The sequence below is a fragment of the Anabaena azotica FACHB-119 genome (genome assembly GCF_014697625.1).
GTDB lineage: Bacteria > Cyanobacteriota > Cyanobacteriia > Cyanobacteriales > Nostocaceae > Trichormus > Trichormus azoticus_A.
Window position 1 is genome coordinate 1 of sequence record NZ_JACJSG010000033.1, and the last position, 18734, is coordinate 18734.

The window sequence follows — 18734 nt, forward strand, 5'->3', positions numbered from 1 at the left end:
AGAACAGCTATGTCTTATCGATTTTTTGATTGGTTGACTCTCAACCGTGACGTGTTTGCTGCTTACAAAGCTAGTTTGGGCTTTATTTGGGCTTAATTTTTGTTTAAGTCCCGATAACACTGATAATGGCGCTGATTGCAAAAAACGTTGCCAAGAAATATTATTGTTATTTCTGCTTTGCATAAAATCCTTTCCTTGTATACAAAAATCAACAGCAAGTAATAAATGCTAGATAATTTGTTAAAACCCTGAGAAGTGTAGATAAGTAATGTTGCAATTAATGAACAAAGCCTCAAGCGATCGCTCAACAAAACAATCACCAAGTCATACATATCGATAGCTATAGACAGGTGAAATGTTCTGTCTACAAAACGCTCAATCTTGTTTGCAATATTAAATGATTAAATTCAATTAATTGCGTATGGGTATTAGACCTACCTCACATAGCAACTATAATCATTTCTTCTATTTTTCTGATCCCCAAAATATAACCCTCTAACTAAAGTTAGAGAAGATTGAGTCAAAAGTTAGAGAATAACGACTGAAATCAAATATCTCTTTGAATTGAGCAAACTGCGCCAAAACACTAAAAATATACACTTCTATATGGCAAGAGTCTCTTAAACTTCTGTTATTAAGTTCCAGTTGCTTAGTGCAAGATATCAGTTAGGAAATTCCTCACATATTCCTCACATTTTGTTTATAACCTTAAAGTAGAGTCCACCTTCCAAACAAACAGCAACATGGAAAAAGGTGAACCACTGCGTTTATTAATCAAACTCCAAGAGAAATCGATAGTATTGGAGGAAAAGTATGCTCAATGTTGTGCGTCGCAGTCAAATTATCGGTTGGATAGCAATAGATAGCTCAACAGCTAATAGTTTTGGTGAGTTAGAAGAAGTTTGGCTAGATGATTCTGGGCGTATTGCCTATTTTTCAGGTGGAGAAACTTATTTACCAGTAGAAAAAATTGCTGGGGTAGGTATGGGTGCGGTTTCTGTCTATTATCCGCCAGTTGAAGACACGCCAGAAAATCTCCGCCGCTTGCATGAAATTACTGTTGAATCTACTCTAGGTGAGCCTCTTGGCTGGGTGGAAGATTTTTTATTTGATTGGCAAACGGGAGAAATCGCAGCTTACATTGTGGCGGGAGAAATTGCTGCTCCTTTTGGTGGACGCGCAGTATTGTATCCTGAAGATGTTGAGGAAATTGCAATCGATAAAGTAATTATCCGTGAAGATGTTAAACATCAACTTGAGGCTGAGTCAGAGGGATTGGAGGGTTTCTTCAGCGAGAAATCACAACAGGTGCAACATTTAGTACATATCATAGGCGATCGCCTGCATCATCTAATTTCCCCCAGCGATAAACCAGAAGTTGTCCGCGTCAAAATCAAGGAAGTCAGCGACGAAGTAGCAACTTCTACTAATCATCCACACCACGCTTTGCAAGAAGCTACGGAGTTTTTACAAGAGCAATGGCATAGTTTACAACAAAGTATTGCCCGTGCAGGAGAGCGTGCAAAATCATCTCTAGATGCCGCTTGGAAGCAAATCCACCAAACAAAGTCTTGATTATGGACAATTTCATCCTCTTTGCTGGCACAGCTAACCCTGATTTAGCAGCCGCAGTTGCCCAAAAACTCGACATTCCTTTGGGTAAATCTCTAGTTGAGCGCTTTCCAGATGGTGAGGTAAATGTGCGGCTACTGGAATCGGTACGCCAAAAGTCTGTATTTATCCTCCAGTCCACAGCACCACCTGTCAATGACCATCTAGTAGAACTTTTAGCCTTTGCAGATGCTTTTCGTCGGGCGGCGGCTAGTCGAATTACAGCGATTATTCCTTACTTTGGCTACGCCCGTGCTGATAAACGTCACGGTAGGCGTGAGCCAATTACCGCCAGTATGGTAGCTGAAGTGTTACAGGCTGTTGGGGTAAATCATGTTGTCACACTAGATTTACACACGCTGCAAATTGAAGGTTTCTTTCGCATTCCTGTAGATAGTTTGACGGCTGTACCGATTTTTTGTGAGGCTATACGCCATGACTTACCGCCTAATTTCGTGGTGGTATCACCAGACACGGGGCGGGTACAGATGGCAACCCAGTATGCCCAAAAGCTCGATAGTTCGGTAGTGGTGCTACACAAACACCGCACCAGTGGCACGGAAACAGAGGTAACTCGTGTTGTGGGGGATGTAAAGGGTTGTGCCTGCTTAATTATTGATGACATGATTTCCACTGGTGGCACTCTTGCTAAAAGTATTGAAGCCCTACTCAAAGCCGAAGCACGCCCAGAAATAATTATTGCTGCTACTCACGGGTTGTTTGTCAAGGAAGCACGGGCTAAGTTAAGTCATCCCAGTGTGAAGGCGATTTTTGTTACCGACAGTGTAACACCAAAGGAAATTGGCTGGCAGCAATTAAAAATTGTCTCGATCGCACCTTTAATTGCTACTACTATTCAACGATTTAAAACTGATGGTTCAATTAGTGACTTATTTTAGAGGTATAAAAATATGTGGCAGAAATTTTATAATCGGACGGAGGCTGGCAGACTGTTAGCTGCTCGGTTAACAGAGTATGCCAATCGTCCAGATGTTTTAGTATTGGGGCTTCCCCGTGGCGGTGTGCCTGTAGCGTTTGAAGTAGCAAGGGTACTTGATGTACCATTAGATGTTTGCTTGGTGCGGAAACTAGGTGTACCAGGACATAAGGAACTGGCGATGGGTGCAATTGCTACCGGAGGAGTCCGTGTATTAAATGAAAATGTTGTAGATTGGTTACGGATTCCCCAAGCAACTATTGAGGAAGTCGCCGCAATTGAAATGCGGGAATTAGAGCGTCGGAACATAGCCTATCGGGGTAATCGTCCCCTACCAAAAGTCAAAAATCATACGATTATTTTAGTTGATGATGGTATTGCTACGGGTGCAACCATCCGCGCAGCGATACCTTCGGTAAGCTTCGCTAACGCCACCTTAAAACAGCAACAGCCCCGCGAACTGGTGGTTGCAGTTCCAGTGGCGGCGGCTTCTACTTGTGAAGAACTACAAGCAGAAGTAGATAAAGTTGTATGCGTGATGATGCCAGAAGATTTATATGCGATCGGTATTTGGTACGAGAATTTTGAGCAAACAACCGACGCAGAAGTATGTGAACTCTTGACAAGGCAAAAATTAACCACAAGTAATTCGTAATACTCGTTATGGATAGGACATTAATACACCAACCCCAAGAATATGCGGTGTCAGTGCCAGTAGGTGAAGTAAAGCTCAAAGGTAATTTGGTGATTCCCAACGGTGCTACAGCCATAGTGTTATTTGCTCATGGTAGTGGTAGCAGCCGTCATAGTCCCCGCAACCGCTATGTTGCTGAAGTTTTACAACAGGCGGGACTGGCAACTTTGTTAATCGATTTGCTCACACTCGAAGAAGAAGAAATTGACTTACGGACAAGACATTTACGCTTTGATATTGCTTTTTTAGCCTCACGATTAGTTGGGGCTACAGATTGGCTGATACAAAACCCAGATACTCAACATCTGAAAGTAGGGTACTTTGGTGCTAGTACAGGCTGCGGTGCAGCGCTGGTAGCAGCCACACAACGCCCAGAAATAGTGCAGGCTATTGTTTCTCGTGGTGGAAGACCGGATTTAGCTCCTTTAGTTTTGCCCCAGGTGAAAGCGCCGACGTTGTTGATTGTTGGTGGGTACGATCTGCCAGTAATAGCAATGAATGAAGATGCACTAGAGCAATTACAAACATCAAAACGCTTAGTGATTATCCCCAATGCCGGCCACTTATTTGAAGAACCAGGTAAGTTAGCCGCCGTCGCCCAACTAGCAAGTGAATGGTTTACGCATTATCTCAGATAAGGGTGTAGAGGTTTAGGCTAGTTTTACAGTCATTCACAACCTACTTTTGCTAGACTTCCCAATCCCCAATACTTAGCCGCCAAAGTATCACAAAAATTTTTGTAAATCTTAGCGGGGGTATGTTACAGGTCTGAGCTTATCCTTAAAAGCAAAGCTAGAGTTCTTCACCATAGTATGTAGAGGCGATATGGATGTAGTCAAGCGTCGTATCGGTCTTGAGCAAGAGTTTTTTCTAGTAGATGAAGTTGGTCATCTGAGCGATCGCGCTGATGAATTTTTGCAGGGTTGTCACATCATGGCACAAGCACAAGGTTTAAACCCAAGTTACTTTGTGCCGGAGTTCGTCAAGAGTATGGTGGAAATTAACACACCACCAGCCTACACTGGCACAGAACTAGCAAGAGTTTATCTCAAAAATCTCAAATTGGCGCTGCTTGTGGCGCGACAGATGAATTTACGCCTTTATCCTCTGTCTAGCTATCCCTTGCATATTATGCCAGTGATGCGCGATCGCCCCAACTACCATATCCAAGCGCGGACTGTGGGCTATGATAAATTTCTGCACGCTGGAAAATGTACAGGCACACATCTGCATTTAGAAGTCCCGCCTGGGGTAATTGACCCTCGTGTTGCAGTCTCTTACAACTCCACATCAGCCGAACGAGAAGAACTACTAAATATCTACAATTTAGCTACAGCTTGCGACTCAGCCCTCATTGCTTTAACAAGGGCTTGTCCATTTTATGAAGGACAAGCGATCGGACTAGCCGCCCATACAATTCGCTATCGAGGTAGCGAAACCTTTGGCTGGGAAGGAGTTTACACGAATTTACAATCTGTGGGCGGGCTGATGCCTTATGCTGAGAGTGTGGAGGCTTTAGTTGAACAGCAATTTGCTCGTTACTATGCTTGGTTGCAAGCGATGGAAAAAGCTGGGATTCCACCTCACCTGTTCCTAGAAGCAGGAGGAAGCTTACTCAAGTCTGCTTGGAATCCAGTCCGACTCAACAAACTCGGCACTGTAGAAATCAGATGTATAGATAGCAACTATCCATCGGTGATTTTAGCTGTAATTACACTATTAGATAATGCTGCCGAACGAGTCAGACGCGAGAAGTTAACAGTGAGACCAGGTAAAGGAACACAGATATTTGAATTAGTAGGTAAATGTCTTTATGTCCCAGATTTCGCCTATCTAAATGGTGAATTACTCTATACCTCAGCTACAGAAGGAGTTAAAAACTCCAAAGTTAAGGCTTACGTCGATTCAATTTTGCAGTTTGCGACCAGAGACGCTGGCGAAGGAGTAAATTTTTTAGCAAAACTGAGCAAATATCTAGATTGCTATCAAACAATAGAAGCTGGAATATTGCAACAATTTACTCCAACAACTGCTCAACTGACCTTAGATGCGGGTTTGCGTCTAGTGCGTGAGTGTTGTGACAAACTCGAAGCCCAAGTTGCATGGCTAGATACAGAAAATCCCCTAGCAGCATTGGACATTGACGAAGGATTGTTACTACAGCAGCATTAATAGAAAACTAAAATTTCACAAAACTTAAGACTATGGACGTTAAAGAACTTCTCAATCGATATGCCGCAGGAGAACGAAACTTCCAAGGTATCATATTACCAAAAGCAGACCTACAGGGTGTTAACTTGGGTGGTGTAGACTTTGGTAGAGCAGACCTAAGTGGTGCTAATCTCACCAAAGCATCCATGAGTGGTGCTAATTTGAGTCAAGCAAATCTTCAAGGCGCGAACCTGGAACAAGCAAATTTATCAGAAGTGATTTTAAGTGGTGCAGATTTGCGTGAAGCTACTCTATCAACAGCTAACCTGAATGAATCAGACCTTAGCGGTGCATATCTTTGTGATGCAGACTTATGTAATGCAAGTTTGCATATGGCATTACTCAGTACAGCTAACTTGCAGCGTGTGAACCTCTGTGATGCCAAAATGAGTGGAGTCAGGATGTGGAAGGCGGATTTGCGAGAAGCTGACCTCACTGGTGCTGATTTAAGTGAGGCCAATTTGAGTGACGCAAACCTGACTGGGGCAAATCTAAATGCCACAGATATGAGTGAAGCCTTTTTAACTGGAACAATTATGCCTGACGGTACTATTCATCAATAGTTGTCTAGATTCTCAATTATTAACACTATTAAATTAATGTCGTTTCATCAACCAGTCTGGACATTACCCATTGCAGCCGTTTATGAGTCATTGGGAACTACTGACAACGGCTTGACTGAATATGAGGCAACACAAAGCCTTGAGCGTTATGGTGCGAATGAACTGCCAGAAACAGCCCAGCGCCCAATGTGGCTTCGCTTCACGGATCAACTCACCCACTTTATGGCACTATTGCTATGGATAGCCGGAATTTTGGCATTTATTTCCGGTACTCCCCAACTGGGATGGGCAATCTGGGCTGTGATCTGGATCAATGCCGTATTTAGTTTTTGGCAAGAGTCTCAGGCAGAACAAGCATTATCAGCACTCAAGAATGTGTTACCGATGCAGGTAAAAGTGTATCGAGATGGTGAACTCAAGCAAATACCAGCAAGGGAACTGGTGCGTGGGGATGTTATGCAATTGGAAGAAGGCGATCGCATTTCGGCTGATGCGCGTCTGGTAACATCCCAAAGTCTTTACCTCGATGTCTCTGTGCTGACTGGTGAATCTCTGCCTGTGGCTCGTAATGCTTATCCAGTCAGGGTGCGGGAAGTTGCTGCTATTCGGGGTGGTAAGACTCTACCAGCCGGTGAACAACCTTTACAAGAACCAACTAATTTGGCGGAAATTCCCAATTTGGTTTTAGCAGGCTCAACAGTGTCATCAGGACGAGGGGTAGCTGTAGTCTATGCCACAGGCGCACAAACAGAATTTGGTCACGTAGCACATCTCACAACCGTTGTGCAACACGAACCTAGCACTTTAGAAGTGCAAGTGGCACAAGTGGTGCGGGTAATCACAGCGATCGCTCTGACGATGGGAGTATTAGTATTTTTGCTGACATCTCTGTTGGTGGGGATGGAAGTAAAAGAGAGTTTTATTTTTGCGATCGGTATCATTGTCGCCTTAGTGCCGGAGGGGTTATTGCCTACCGTTACATTATCATTAGCAATTGGAGTCCGGCGGATGGTACGGCGCAATGCTCTAGTGCGTCGGCTGTCGGCGGTGGAAACCTTAAGTGCTACTACGGTTATCTGTACAGACAAAACTGGCACATTGACTAAAAACGAAATGACGGTGCATTATCTCTGGATTCCCTGGCAGCCTATTGGCAATGAACTGCCAGAAACACCATTGGCTATCTCACCTACCCTGATTGAAGTCACTGGGGCGGGATATGACCCTACGGTTGGGAAAGTGCAGATGTCTAGTGATTTCTCTGCCGCCTGGAAGGTCAATTTGTTACTTACAGGCGCAGCACTTTGCTCTAATGCCCGCCTAATTCACCTCACAGCCCCTAGCCGTTGGCAAGAGATTGGTGATCCCACAGAAGCAGCTTTGTTAGTCGTTGCGGCTAAGGCTGGGCTAAATTTGGAAACCTTGCAAACACAACTGCCACGCTTGCGCGAAGTGCCATTTGATTCGCGGCGGCGAATGATGACAGTAATATTAGATTGGCGCGCTTCAACGGTATGGACTGGTGACTTGCCGAACTTAGCTTTTACTAAAGGTGCGCCGTTAGAAGTCTTACGCCACTGCACATCCATTTTACGCAATGGTACGCTGGCAGACATCAACCAAGACGACTGGAATCAAGTGGTGGCAGCCAACGATGGTTTAGCCGCCCAAGGTTTTCGGGTGCTAGGAGTAGCGGCGCGACGTGGTGGGAGTGAGATGTTAGATTGGCGATCGCAAGACCTAGAGCAGAATTTAACCTTCATTGGTTTAGTGGCGATGTTTGATCCGCCCCGGAAAGAAGTCAGTCATGCGATCGCTCAATGCCATGCCGCCGGAATTAAGGTAACTATGGTGACAGGTGATTATGGTTTAACTGCGGAAGCGATCGCCCGTCAAATTGGACTGGTCAACAACTCGGTACGAGTAGTCACAGGTGAAAGCATAGGGCATTTATCTGATGCACAACTAAAGCAAATTGTCAAATATCGTTCTGGGTTGGTGTTTGCGCGGATGTCTCCAGAACACAAGTTACGGTTAGTGCAAGCCTACAAAGATATTGGTGATGTAGTTGCAGTCACAGGGGATGGAGTTAATGATGCCCCAGCCTTAAGAGCGGCTCATATTGGGGTAGCGATGGGGATGAATGGCACAGATGTAGCAAGGGAAGCCGCCGATATTGTGCTGACAGATGATAACTTTGCCACTATTGTCAGCGCAATTAAGCAGGGACGTACCGTGTATCAAAATATCCGCAAATTTATGACTTATATCTTGGCATCGAATGTAGCGGAATTAGTGCCTTTCTTGCTGATGGTAGCGCTGAAAATTCCCCCCGCCTTGGTAATTATGCAGATTCTCGCCATTGATTTAGGCACTGACTTAGTACCGGCTCTAGCCTTGGGTGCAGAAAAACCAGAAGTTGGCATAATGCAACAACCACCCCGGAAAAAATCGCGATCGCTTCTTGACCGTTCCCTACTTTTACGCGCTTATTGTTTTCTAGGATTGCTAGAAGCAATTCTAGGGATGACAGCATTCTTCCTCGTCTGGTGGAGTTACGGATATAACTTACAACAATTACAAGCCGTCACGCCCAGTATTTTATCGCACTCAGCCAAGGCCGCCACCGTTGCCATATATGCTCAAGCTACAACCATGACCTTAGCTACCATTGTCGCCTGTCAGGATGGTAATGTTTTCGCTTGCCGTTCGGAGCGCACTTCTATTTGGCGGCTAGGATTATTTTCTAATCCTCTGATTTGGTTAGGAATTGCGATCGAATGGATGTTAGTCATACTGATTACCAACAGCACATCCTTAAGTAGAATTTTTTCCACTGCACCCTTAGCACCTTGGCAATGGTTGCTGTTGCTAGTATGTCCGCCAATTATTTTAGGCGCAGAAGAACTCAGAAAAGCTGCTTGGCGCAGAAATCATAGACATAGACGATAAGGTACATCTACTGAAATTTCTCAGCAAATACTTTGTGTACTGGCGTGTCAAGACTAAAATAGTGCATTAGCCAACAATCTATCTCTTACTCATCTGCGTTTATCTGCGTTCATCTGCGTTCGATTTTTTTCCCAATCTAATGCCACATTTTAGGTTAGACAAGCTAGTACCTTGGCGTGAGGCTGCGTTTGATGTGAAACATTTTTTTGATACATCATCAATAGCATTTAAAGAGGGAGCTTAACGTAAAAACTGCTGCCTACTCCTACCGTACTCTCAACCCACATTTGTCCATTGTGTTGCTCTACAATACTGCGGCAAATCGCTAGACCTAAACCCGTTCCCCCTTGTTTACGAGAGTCAGAGGCATCTACTTGATGAAAACGCTCAAAAATAGCTTCTATTTTATCAGCCGGAATGCCTCTACCTTGGTCTTGTACCTTAAATAACGCAGATGCAGCTTCAGTATCTTTTGCTGGGATTTTTTCCACTGTCATCCATACAGTAGAGCCTGGAGGAGAGAACTTAATAGCATTACTCAAAAGATTTGTTAAGACTTGAATAATCCGATCCTGATCAACTAATAATTCCATTGATTGAGTTGAAACTGATAAATTAATTTCAGCTTTCTGGAACATTAATTGCATTAAATCTGCTGCTTTAGATAATAATTCACTAACTTCAAACTTCTGTTTAACTAAATTTATTTTCCCCGATTGTAACCTTTCCAAATCTAAAATATCGTTAACTAATCTCACTAAGCGTTCGGCATTTTCTGAAGCAATTTGAATAATACGTTTACCTTTATCAGAATCAAGCTTCACTAAACCTTTTGCTAATAAATTTAAGCCTCCCTGAATTGAGGTCATCGGAGTACGAAGTTCATGACTGACAACTGACACAAACTCATTTTTAATTTTATCTAATGCCTGACGTTGAGTAATATCTTCACCAATACTCATAGTACCGATGACTTGCCCTTGTGAATCTCGCAGCAATGTATTGTTCCAGGCAATTACTTTTTCTGCTTGCGATTTTGTCAAAAGTTGATTCTGATGGTGAGTATGTAATCCTTGCTCTAATATTTCCCCAAACAAATTGTTCATTTGCTGTTGCTCCTCCTGTGGGATAAACTCACTGAACCAATCCTTACCTAAAACTTCTTCCTGACTGTACCCACTCAATGCTAAAAAGAAAGGATTGACATACTCAACTTTACCTGTACTATCAAGTCCTACAACTAACAACTGCACATTTTCTAGTAAACTGCGCCAACGACGTTCTGCTTCACGCAATTGAGCTTCAATTTTAGTCTGTTGATTAATAGTTGTGGTTAAGACATTGATTAATCTATGCAGGTGTGTGTTGGCTTTTGATAATTCAACAGTTCGCTGTGCAACTTGAATTTCTAATTCTGCTTTGGAACGGTGGAGAATTTCTTCTACTTGTTTGCGACTGCTAATATCCAAACAAATACCAAGCATTCGTACTGGTCTACCTTCATCATCATAGATACATTTGCCTTTAGCTGCAATCCAGTGAATGCTACTATCACTCCAAATAACTCTAAATTCCACATAATATTCAGTTTTATTATCTTTAGCATCCATAACTTTTTGGTGAATTGCTGTTCTATCTTCTGGGTGCAGATAGGACAGAAAAGCTTCGTATTTACCTTCAAAAGTACCTGGAGTTATACCAAATAATTGCTGTTGACGATTTGACCATTTGATATAGTTAGTAGTAATATTCCAATCCCAAGTTCCCATCTGAGCCGCTTCTAAAGCTAGCCTTAAATGCTCCTCACTTTCTTTTAAAGCCATCTCAGTTTGCTTTTGCTGAGTTATCTCCTTTAAAAATATTGATATCCCGTCTCCAGCCGGATAAATGCGATTTTCAAACCAACGCTCACTTGATGGATGATACTCTTCTAACTGCACAAAATTTTGCTCAGTCAAAGCTTGATAATAAGCTTGATAATAACATTGTCTAAAATTTTCGCTCACTTCTTGCCAAATATTTTTACCAATTAAATCTTCTGATTTTTTACCAAAAATTTCTGCTGCTTTGTGGTTAACGTAGGTATAACACCAATTACCGTCTACAGCGATAAAAGCATCACTAATACTCTCTAAAATATTTGATAATCGTTGTTTAACTGCTTCCGCTTCTGCACAAGCAGCTTGCTCACGAATTACAAGCTGTGCTATTTTTTCTTCTACTTGCTTGCGTTCTGTGATATTTGTGAGTGTGATCACACTGCCAATAATTTTGTTTTCTGAATTTAATAATGGAGAAGCACCCAAAATTAAATTCAATTCCCCACCATCTTCCCTCCTTAATAATACTTCTATACCTTGATAAGATTGACCTTCCAGCAACCTAGATAATAAAAAATATTGTTGATTATCTTGTTGATTTACCCCTTGACTATTAGTAAAAAAACATGATTCTATCCTTTGAAGAACACTACAATAATTACATTCGAGTGGGAACGCTACATCAAATTTTTGAAATAATGGGTTCTGTCCGCAAAATTGTTGTGCTGCTCGATTTGCACGCATAATTTTTCCATTTTGATCACAGACGATAATGGCTTCAACGGCTTGTTCTAGAATCGAAGTTGCTAGTTTTTCTGACGCAACAATTTCTGCGTTACGTTTTTGCTCTGTTAAGTCTGTTACTACTAGGCAAGTAACTGCTACATTGTCTATTTGCAAGCATTTAAAAGACAAATAAACAGGTATTTGAGTTCCATCATCAGCAATTAAGTTTAACTCACCACGAATAACTACTTGTTTTGCTTGTTGAAATAATCCTCTAAACACCTGTTTTTCTGATGGTGCTATGTACTCTTCAAAGTTAGAGCCAATAATTCTCTCTAACGGCTTTTTGAGCATCATTGCTAAATGATGATTACAGTACAGAATTGTTCCAGACTCATCAAGAGTTACAGATCCTTCGTGCATTTCTTGGACAAAAACACGGTAAGGATAATCAGCATCTTGCAAGGTAAAAACTTTTTCACCTTGGGGACTAGACACAACTAAAGCGTCTACTTCACCCATTTTGATAGCTCTAAAAGTTTCTTCTAGAGTTTCTATTTGCTGACGTAAAGCTATATTCTCATTTTCTAGTTCTTGGAGTGTTTTCACTGCAATCACCCTCTCAACCTACATTCGGACATCAGGATTTTTTTAAACAATATCTAAAGCAATGATGACTTTATCAACATTTGTTAAGTCACCAATTAATTTCTGTAAAGGTGGCGGCAGTTCTTTGATGAGAGTAGGCACAGCAAATATATGGTCTTTTTCTAAAACTTCGGGTTGTTGGTATATATCAATGATTTCCATTTCATAGCGTTCTGGCAAGTATTTTTCACAAATGTTTTTTAACATGGAAATAGCACGCATCGAACGGAGACTATTACCAGCAACATACAAACGTAAAACATATTTTTGTAAATCTCTTGTGGCTAGCAACCTTTCAAAATCTTCTGTAGATTCTATAATATTATCTTCATGCTCATCATTAGTTGAGTTTGAAGTATTCATGGCTCTCCTTGGCTGATATTTACATAATGCGACGTAAATCTAGACCGACTAAAACTTTTTCAGTATTGGATAAATCTCCAATAATTTGCTTGACAGGTTCTGGTAGTTTTCGGACTAAAGTAGGGATGGCTAAAATTTGGTCTCCTTTAGCTAATTGAGGATTTTCTAAAAGGTCAATTACTTCAATGCGATACCTACCTTCGAGATATTGTTCACAAATTTTCTTGAGATTAGCAAAGGCTTTTAAAGATTTAGGTGTTTGTCCAGCTACATACAGCCGTAGCTCCCAAATATCTATTTTTGTCTCGCTATATTGCTCGTGGTAATCTATAGATTCCATGCTTAAATTTCTCCTGAATAATTAGTATTCAGCTTGTCGCAATCTTGCTCTTTTTTTTTCTTCTGATATTAAAAAGCTTTCTTGATTTTCTTCGATAGCAATTAGCCTTTCAATTTCTTGCTTGTCGATTTCAAATTGAGATTCTATAGCTTTAATTTGTGCCTCCATTAGTAAACGTTTGCGTTCTATATCACGCTGTTTTTGTTCAATTTTTTGCCGGCGGTCTAAGGCAGCAGCTTTATCTTTAGCTTCTTGGACAATTCTAGCTGTACCTGTGAGTACCCCTTCTGCTCCTAAATAAACATCTAATAATTGCACTCCTTGATTGGTTAAAATAAATTCCCGTACTTGATTAGAGTGGGATGTACCACGAGATTTCAGTACATGAATTAAACGATTGCGCTCGCCATTACTTTCTACAGTCCGCAGTAGTATCCAAGTATCTGCTAATGAAGAAATTCCTATTTCTGTATATTCTACAAAAGCACTATTACCTTCGTTTAAATTTGTAAAGACTGTTGTAATATTTTTAGTTTTGAAATAATCAATCAAGCGTGTTATAAATGATTTAAACTGAATATCATTACTGCCATAAATGAGATTAGATATGGGATCGATAACGACTGCATCAGGTTGAAATTCATTCACTATACTCAGAATATTCACTAGGTGCATTTCTAAGCCGTAAAATGTCGGGCGTAAAGTTTGGAATTTGAGTAACCCTTGATTAACCGCGTTCTCTAAATCAATACCGATAGAGCGCATATTGCGAATAATCTGTTGTGCAGATTCTTCAAAGGCGAAAAACAGGCATTTTTCTCCTCTTTGACAAGTAGCATCAGCAAAATGCGCGCACAATGAACTTTTACCAGTTCCCGCCGTACCAGAAATTAAGATGCTACTACCGCGAAAGAAACCTTTTCCTCCCAACATGATATCTAGGCGTTTGATTCCACTAGAAATCCATTCGGTGGTGACTGGATAATCTAAACCAACTGAGGTAATTGGCAGAACCGAGATGCCATTGTCTTTAATTAAAAATGGATACTCGTTTGAGCCGTGCCTAGAACCACGATATTTAACAATTTGTAACCATCGAGTTGAGAGTTCATTGGTAACACGCTGATCAAGTCGGATGACACAATCGGAAACATATTCTTCTAAACCGTGGCGAGTGAGGCTATTTTCACCACTTTCGCTGGTAATAATGGCTGTGACACCTTTGGATTTTAGCCAGAGAAATAGCCGCCGCAATTCCGATCGCACGATCGCGGCGTTCTCCAACCCACCAAACAGCACTTCTAGTGTATCTATCACAACTCTTTTGGCGGCGATCGCCTCAATTTCAAAACCTAATCTAATAAACAGTGCTTCTAAATCGTATTCTCCTGTTTCCTCAATCTCACTCCGCTCAACACGCACATGATCAATGGCTAGTTTTTTTTCGTTGATTAGTTCTGCTAAATTCCACCCTAAAGAAGCAACATTTTGTGTTAATTCCTCGGCAGTTTCTTCAAATGCTAGAAATACGCCTGGTTCGTTAAATTCTGTAGCACCCCGGACTAAAAATTCCATTGCCATGAGGGTTTTACCGCACCCTGCTTTACCACATAGTAATACTGGTCTTCCTTGCGGCAATCCTCCAAAAGTAATCTCATCTAGTCCTTGGATTCCTGTTGGACATTTGGCGAGCATGGTTGTTTTTGTTTGTATATTATTTTTTGCTTTATTCATGTTTCACCTAAATACTTATTGGATAGGAATAATATCAAGCCCGGCTAATTACTTACGATATGGTTGGTTTAGTCGGTAATGGGTAATTGTTTGTTACCATTACCAATTACCGATTACCCATTACCAACCCCCAAGATATGACAAGTACTTAAGCGGACATGATTTAACAATAAATACTCAGAACTAAAGTCCTTACTACAAACAGAAATTAATCTTATAGCATTAAGCTACAAAATCTTTGTGAAGAATTTGTGAGTCAATCCATTACGTTTACAAATATCAGATTTTATGGTAAGAGAAATATCTGATTTCGTCCTGCTGTTTTTGCTTGATATAATGCAGCATCGGCAGCACGATACAACATTTGCAAATCATGACCGTCTTTAGGATACTCCGCTAGACCCGCACTGAAGGTAATACTAAAAGTTTGATGATTAATCCCGCTAAATTGTAGCTTGCTGACAGTTTCTAATAAATTATTGAGTCGTTTTAAAGCATTTTTCGAGGTAATACCATACAGTCCAATCACAAACTCTTCTCCTCCCCAACGCGCCACAACATCCTCATCACGAAATGACTGCTTGAAGAGTTTGCCTAATTCACTTAAAACTTGATCGCCGATATCATGACCATACTGATCGTTAATTTGTTTAAAGTGGTCTAAATCCAAAACTGCAAAATAAAAAGATTTTCCTTGACGTTCTGCTAAATGCAGCAATCGAGTGATATCCTGCAATGATTTGCGGCGATTATAAATTCCAGTTAAGGGGTCAATATTGGCTAATTTGCGAGTAATTTGGCTGCGTTCTAACCGACACAGAACACGAGCTACTAATTCCGGCCCGATAATTGGTTTATTCACATAATCATCAGCACCAACCGCAAATACCTGTTGTACTGTCTGAATATCTGTGTGTGCAGATAAACATAATATAGGTAAGTTACTCCAATGGGGGTCATTTCGCACTACTTGACACAAATCAATCCCACTGAAGTTTGGCATTTCCACATCCAGAATCAGCATATCAGGGGCTGATTTTTCTAAAGTGTCCCAAAATTGGCGGGGATCGTCTAGCAGAGTTAATGTAAATCCCCAAGGTTCTAGTAATGTGCGGATAATGTCTAATACTTGTGGATCGTCATCTACAATTAAGAGTTTACCTTCTGGTGGATGAGATTTTTCTAAAACAGAGGCGATCGCTTCCATGACTTGGGACGGAAATACAGGCTTTTGTAAAAAACCTTTGCCTCCCATTCTCGCTACTCTTACCCGTTGGGCGAAACTCTCTTGAGATGTAAATACTAATACTGGTATTGGGGGATGCAATGCTGTTAATTCTGCTAGTAGTGCAAAACCGTCTTCTGCTGATTCAGGAAAGCACAAATCCAGTAATACTACATCTGGCCGAGTACAAGTCATTTCTTCCCTAGCCACAGATATACAATCAGCAACTACAGCCTCTATTCCCCACAATTTAGCTGCTGCGGCTACTTGTGTCGCCAATGTAGTATCGTCATCGACAATGAGTAATCGGTATTGTTGGCTTAAATGAGAAGGTTGAATAATTGGCTGTTCCGGAATTTCTATGAGTTGTTGCTCTAATACCTGGCGTAACTCTAAAATCAGTGTTTGCAATTGTTTAGCTTGTACTTGACCTAATTTTGCTGCTGATTTCAAAATGTTTTCTATGTCACGACACAAGCAAGTCGCACTCTCAAAGCCGAAACTACCCAAAGAGCCGGCTAAAGTATGTGCTTGCTGTTGTGCTTGTTGTCGCAAATCTTCAGTTAAAGCGTTTTCTAACAAAGATGTGACTGCTTGCTCAATCACACTCATCCGCACTGCATAATTATCCTTAACTCGTTCCCAAATTGCAGCTAATTGAGAGGTCATTTTTTGTTTACCTCTAAAATTTGCGATCGGGACTGAATGTTGAATAAAAGAAGCAACTTGCTGTTGACTTGGTTTTTTACTAGCTAGTTTTTGTTCTTCTGCTGATTTTATTAATTCTTGAGTGTTTAACCGATATCCAAATCCATATACAGTGGCAATTACATCAGCCTTAGCTCCAGCTTCCCTCAATTTAGCTCGCAAACTTTTGATATGCGCTCTGACAGTATTCTCTGTGGGAGCTTCATCGAAAGACCATAAATTATCTAATAAAGAACTTTGGCTAAATATACGCTGCTGATTGCGTAAGAATAATTCCAATAGAGCGTATTCTTTAGCAGTCAGGCGTAACATTTTGCCTTGATAAGTTATTTGACAGCTAATAGGATCAAGGCGCAAAGCTCCTAACTCAATTATCGGTGTGGTCGTCTCACTGCTACGGCGCAATAAAGCTCTAATTCTAGCTAATAATTCCTCTAAGTTAAAAGGCTTGATGACATAATCATCTGCTCCAGCATCTAATCCTTTAATTTTCTTTGTATGACTATCCTCAGCTGTTAATAACAAGATGGGAGTGAGACAACCTTTGCTGCGTAGCTGTTGGCAAATAGTTATACCATCAACCTTTGGTAATACTACATCCAGCAAAATCAAGTCGTAATCAATCGCCAAAGCTAGCTCTAAGCCTTTTTGACCATCATTACATACCTCTACTAAATAATGCTGCTCTGTCAGCGTTGTCCTCAGTAATTCAATAATATTTGTATCGTCTTCTACTAAAAGTATCTTCAAGTTAATCAATTAGATATATAAGTTTTTACTAGTATTTTGCCATTTCTGATCAAGTTTAAACACATCTTCAGATAGGAGAGATTCTCTGTCTGATCTAAAATTTCTTGATTTTGACTAATTCACAACTACTTCACAAGTATTATTTACCCTTTTGGATATAGGAACACAAGGGAGGCTCTGGGGCTTTTATTCAGGTAGTCTAAGATATAAAGAATAATTACCCTATTTTAAGTTAAATTTAATATTTTTTTACCATAAATATATTTAATCAGGGATGAAACCGATGACAAAAAGAATTTTAGTAATTGATGATGAAGATGGGGTAAGGGAAATTATTCAAATTTGCTTGGAGTCAATGACTGATTGGGAGGTATTAACTGCATCTTCTGGTAGAGAGGGAATAGAAATTGCCCAATCTGAGCATCCTGATGTGATTATGTTAGACGTGATGATGCCCTATATGGATGGCCCGACAACTTTTAAGCAGCTACAAGCAATTACAGAAACTTGTGATATTCCTACTATTTTGCTGACAGCTAAAGCTCAAAGTTGCGAACAACAAGAATTCCTTGATTTAGGTGTAGCGGGGCTAATTACTAAACCTTTTCTACCGGAAGATTTAGTTATGAGAATTTGCGAGATTCTTAACTGGAATTACATGACTTATATCCTGTCCGGTTAAAGACTGATTATTAACCCTCTTGTATCAGTTGCTGACTACATAATAATGATTAGGACTTACGCAAGTGTCATAATCAAACTAACTGTAGTGGCGTGGCAAGACTAAACTTGTGCAATAAAATTACTCTTTTATCTCTGTGTCTCTGTGCCTCTGTGGTTAATTAATGCAACATTTTAGCCTTGCCAGTCCACTACTGGCATGACCGGACTAATTTTGTGCATTAGCGAAAAATCTATCATCTTGTTCATCTGCGTTTATCTGCGTGCATCTGCGTTCAATTTTTCCCAAATCTAATGCACTATTTTAGCCTAGACACGCCAGTAGGGTGAGTCAGACCCAATAATTGCGTACAAATGAAGGGATTTTCCACATCTGACGCACCCTACTATATGTGCCAATTGCGTAAGTCCTGATGATATGCAAATTATTTCGTTATGCAGGTTCAAATGTTTAATTAGCTTGTAACCAGTTGAGTAAATCACCAAGCGCCGTAAAATCTAGTAAAGCCTCACCCAGTGCTTCCAACTTTTCTAGGGAAAGACCTTGAAGCCTGTCCCTAACCTCTGTGGGTAACTCTCCCATCCGTTTTTGTAGTTGTCTGAGAACAAGTGCGTATGCTTGTTCCTGCTTTCCTTCCTGCTTTCCTTCCTGTTTCCCTTCTTCCTTGCCTCGCTCGTAGCCAATGCGCTCGCCCGTGGTAATGTAACTCATAGTAAGCTCCTGCTCGAATAACTTAAACTCTTGCCAAAATTCTTTTTTGGGAAGTGTAA

At 40.9% G+C, this 18734-nt stretch carries 13 protein-coding genes and 1 pseudogene; 8 read left to right on the forward strand and 6 right to left on the reverse strand.

Translation table 11 applies throughout. From position 1 onward, the window contains the following. Positions 1-813 precede the first annotated feature (813 nt). From H6G83_RS22070 to H6G83_RS22100, 7 genes are all read left to right on the forward strand, one after another. Positions 814-1575: a photosystem reaction center subunit H gene (locus H6G83_RS22070; protein ID WP_190476121.1), complete on the forward strand. Its 762-nt coding sequence runs from the start codon at positions 814-816 to the stop codon at positions 1573-1575. Positions 1576-1577: 2 nt separating this feature from the next. After that, positions 1578-2510: a ribose-phosphate diphosphokinase gene (locus tag H6G83_RS22075; protein ID WP_190476122.1), complete on the forward strand. Its 933-nt coding sequence runs from the start codon at positions 1578-1580 to the stop codon at positions 2508-2510. Between the two features lie 12 nt (positions 2511-2522). Beyond that, on the forward strand, positions 2523-3203 hold the full coding sequence (locus H6G83_RS22080; protein ID WP_190476123.1) for a phosphoribosyltransferase: 681 nt from the start codon (positions 2523-2525) through the stop codon (positions 3201-3203). Positions 3204-3211: 8 nt separating this feature from the next. Continuing rightward, positions 3212-3880, forward strand: coding sequence for a dienelactone hydrolase family protein (locus H6G83_RS22085; protein ID WP_190476124.1), 669 nt, complete (start codon positions 3212-3214; stop codon positions 3878-3880). A gap of 187 nt (positions 3881-4067) precedes the next feature. Beyond that, complete coding sequence (locus H6G83_RS22090) at positions 4068-5414, forward strand: glutamate-cysteine ligase family protein (RefSeq protein WP_190476125.1); 1347 nt, start codon at positions 4068-4070, stop codon at positions 5412-5414. A gap of 32 nt (positions 5415-5446) precedes the next feature. Then, positions 5447-6016 (forward strand): pentapeptide repeat-containing protein, encoded by a 570-nt coding sequence (locus H6G83_RS22095; protein ID WP_190476126.1) that lies wholly within the window; start codon positions 5447-5449, stop codon positions 6014-6016. A gap of 36 nt (positions 6017-6052) precedes the next feature. Beyond that, complete coding sequence (locus H6G83_RS22100; protein WP_190476127.1) at positions 6053-8968, forward strand: cation-translocating P-type ATPase; 2916 nt, start codon at positions 6053-6055, stop codon at positions 8966-8968. Between the two features lie 227 nt (positions 8969-9195). Here the strand turns inward: H6G83_RS22100 and H6G83_RS22105 are convergent, their stop codons facing one another. The 5 genes from H6G83_RS22105 to H6G83_RS22125 form a co-directional block, all read right to left on the reverse strand. After that, the gene (locus H6G83_RS22105) at positions 9196-12123 is read right to left on the reverse strand and encodes a PAS domain S-box protein (RefSeq protein ID WP_190476128.1); all 2928 of its coding nucleotides are present in this window, start codon (positions 12121-12123) and stop codon (positions 9196-9198) included. A 42-nt stretch (positions 12124-12165) separates the two neighbouring features. Next, a complete protein-coding gene (locus H6G83_RS22110) occupies positions 12166-12525 on the reverse strand; it encodes a circadian clock KaiB family protein (RefSeq protein WP_190476129.1) in 360 nt (119 codons plus the stop codon). A gap of 19 nt (positions 12526-12544) precedes the next feature. After that, positions 12545-12865, reverse strand: coding sequence for a circadian clock KaiB family protein (locus tag H6G83_RS22115; RefSeq protein WP_190476130.1), 321 nt, complete (start codon positions 12863-12865; stop codon positions 12545-12547). Between the two features lie 21 nt (positions 12866-12886). Beyond that, the gene (kaiC, locus tag H6G83_RS22120; RefSeq protein ID WP_190476131.1) at positions 12887-14599 is read right to left on the reverse strand and encodes a circadian clock protein KaiC; all 1713 of its coding nucleotides are present in this window, start codon (positions 14597-14599) and stop codon (positions 12887-12889) included. A 286-nt stretch (positions 14600-14885) separates the two neighbouring features. Beyond that, positions 14886-17282 carry a response regulator gene (locus H6G83_RS22125; RefSeq protein ID WP_190476132.1) on the reverse strand — a complete coding sequence of 799 codons (2397 nt, stop codon included), beginning with the start codon at positions 17280-17282 and terminating at the stop codon, positions 14886-14888. Positions 17283-17565: 283 nt separating this feature from the next. Here H6G83_RS22125 and H6G83_RS22130 point away from each other — a divergent pair, with 283 nt between their 5' ends. Beyond that, positions 17566-17964 carry a response regulator gene (locus H6G83_RS22130; RefSeq protein ID WP_190476133.1) on the forward strand — a complete coding sequence of 133 codons (399 nt, stop codon included), beginning with the start codon at positions 17566-17568 and terminating at the stop codon, positions 17962-17964. Between the two features lie 450 nt (positions 17965-18414). On the opposite strand, the pseudogene H6G83_RS22135 reads toward H6G83_RS22130, so the two are convergent. Then, positions 18415-18729, reverse strand: a pseudogene (locus H6G83_RS22135) (DUF4351 domain-containing protein); the annotation flags it as partial. Positions 18730-18734 lie beyond the last annotated feature (5 nt).

What these genes read in the sequence shown, in the direction of transcription:
- H6G83_RS22070 (WP_190476121.1), top strand. Translation starts at nt 814, where the DNA reads ATGCTCAATGTTGTGCGTCGCAGTCAAATTATCGGTTGGATAGCAATA.
- H6G83_RS22075 (WP_190476122.1), top strand. Translation starts at nt 1,578, where the DNA reads ATGGACAATTTCATCCTCTTTGCTGGCACAGCTAACCCTGATTTAGCA.
- H6G83_RS22080 (WP_190476123.1), top strand. Translation starts at nt 2,523, where the DNA reads ATGTGGCAGAAATTTTATAATCGGACGGAGGCTGGCAGACTGTTAGCT.
- H6G83_RS22085 (WP_190476124.1), top strand. Translation starts at nt 3,212, where the DNA reads ATGGATAGGACATTAATACACCAACCCCAAGAATATGCGGTGTCAGTG.
- H6G83_RS22090 (WP_190476125.1), top strand. Translation starts at nt 4,068, where the DNA reads ATGGATGTAGTCAAGCGTCGTATCGGTCTTGAGCAAGAGTTTTTTCTA.
- H6G83_RS22095 (WP_190476126.1), top strand. Translation starts at nt 5,447, where the DNA reads ATGGACGTTAAAGAACTTCTCAATCGATATGCCGCAGGAGAACGAAAC.
- H6G83_RS22100 (WP_190476127.1), top strand. Translation starts at nt 6,053, where the DNA reads ATGTCGTTTCATCAACCAGTCTGGACATTACCCATTGCAGCCGTTTAT.
- H6G83_RS22110 (WP_190476129.1), bottom strand. Translation starts at nt 12,525, where the DNA reads ATGAATACTTCAAACTCAACTAATGATGAGCATGAAGATAATATTATA.
- H6G83_RS22115 (WP_190476130.1), bottom strand. Translation starts at nt 12,865, where the DNA reads ATGGAATCTATAGATTACCACGAGCAATATAGCGAGACAAAAATAGAT.
- kaiC (WP_190476131.1), bottom strand. Translation starts at nt 14,599, where the DNA reads ATGAATAAAGCAAAAAATAATATACAAACAAAAACAACCATGCTCGCC.
- H6G83_RS22130 (WP_190476133.1), top strand. Translation starts at nt 17,566, where the DNA reads ATGACAAAAAGAATTTTAGTAATTGATGATGAAGATGGGGTAAGGGAA.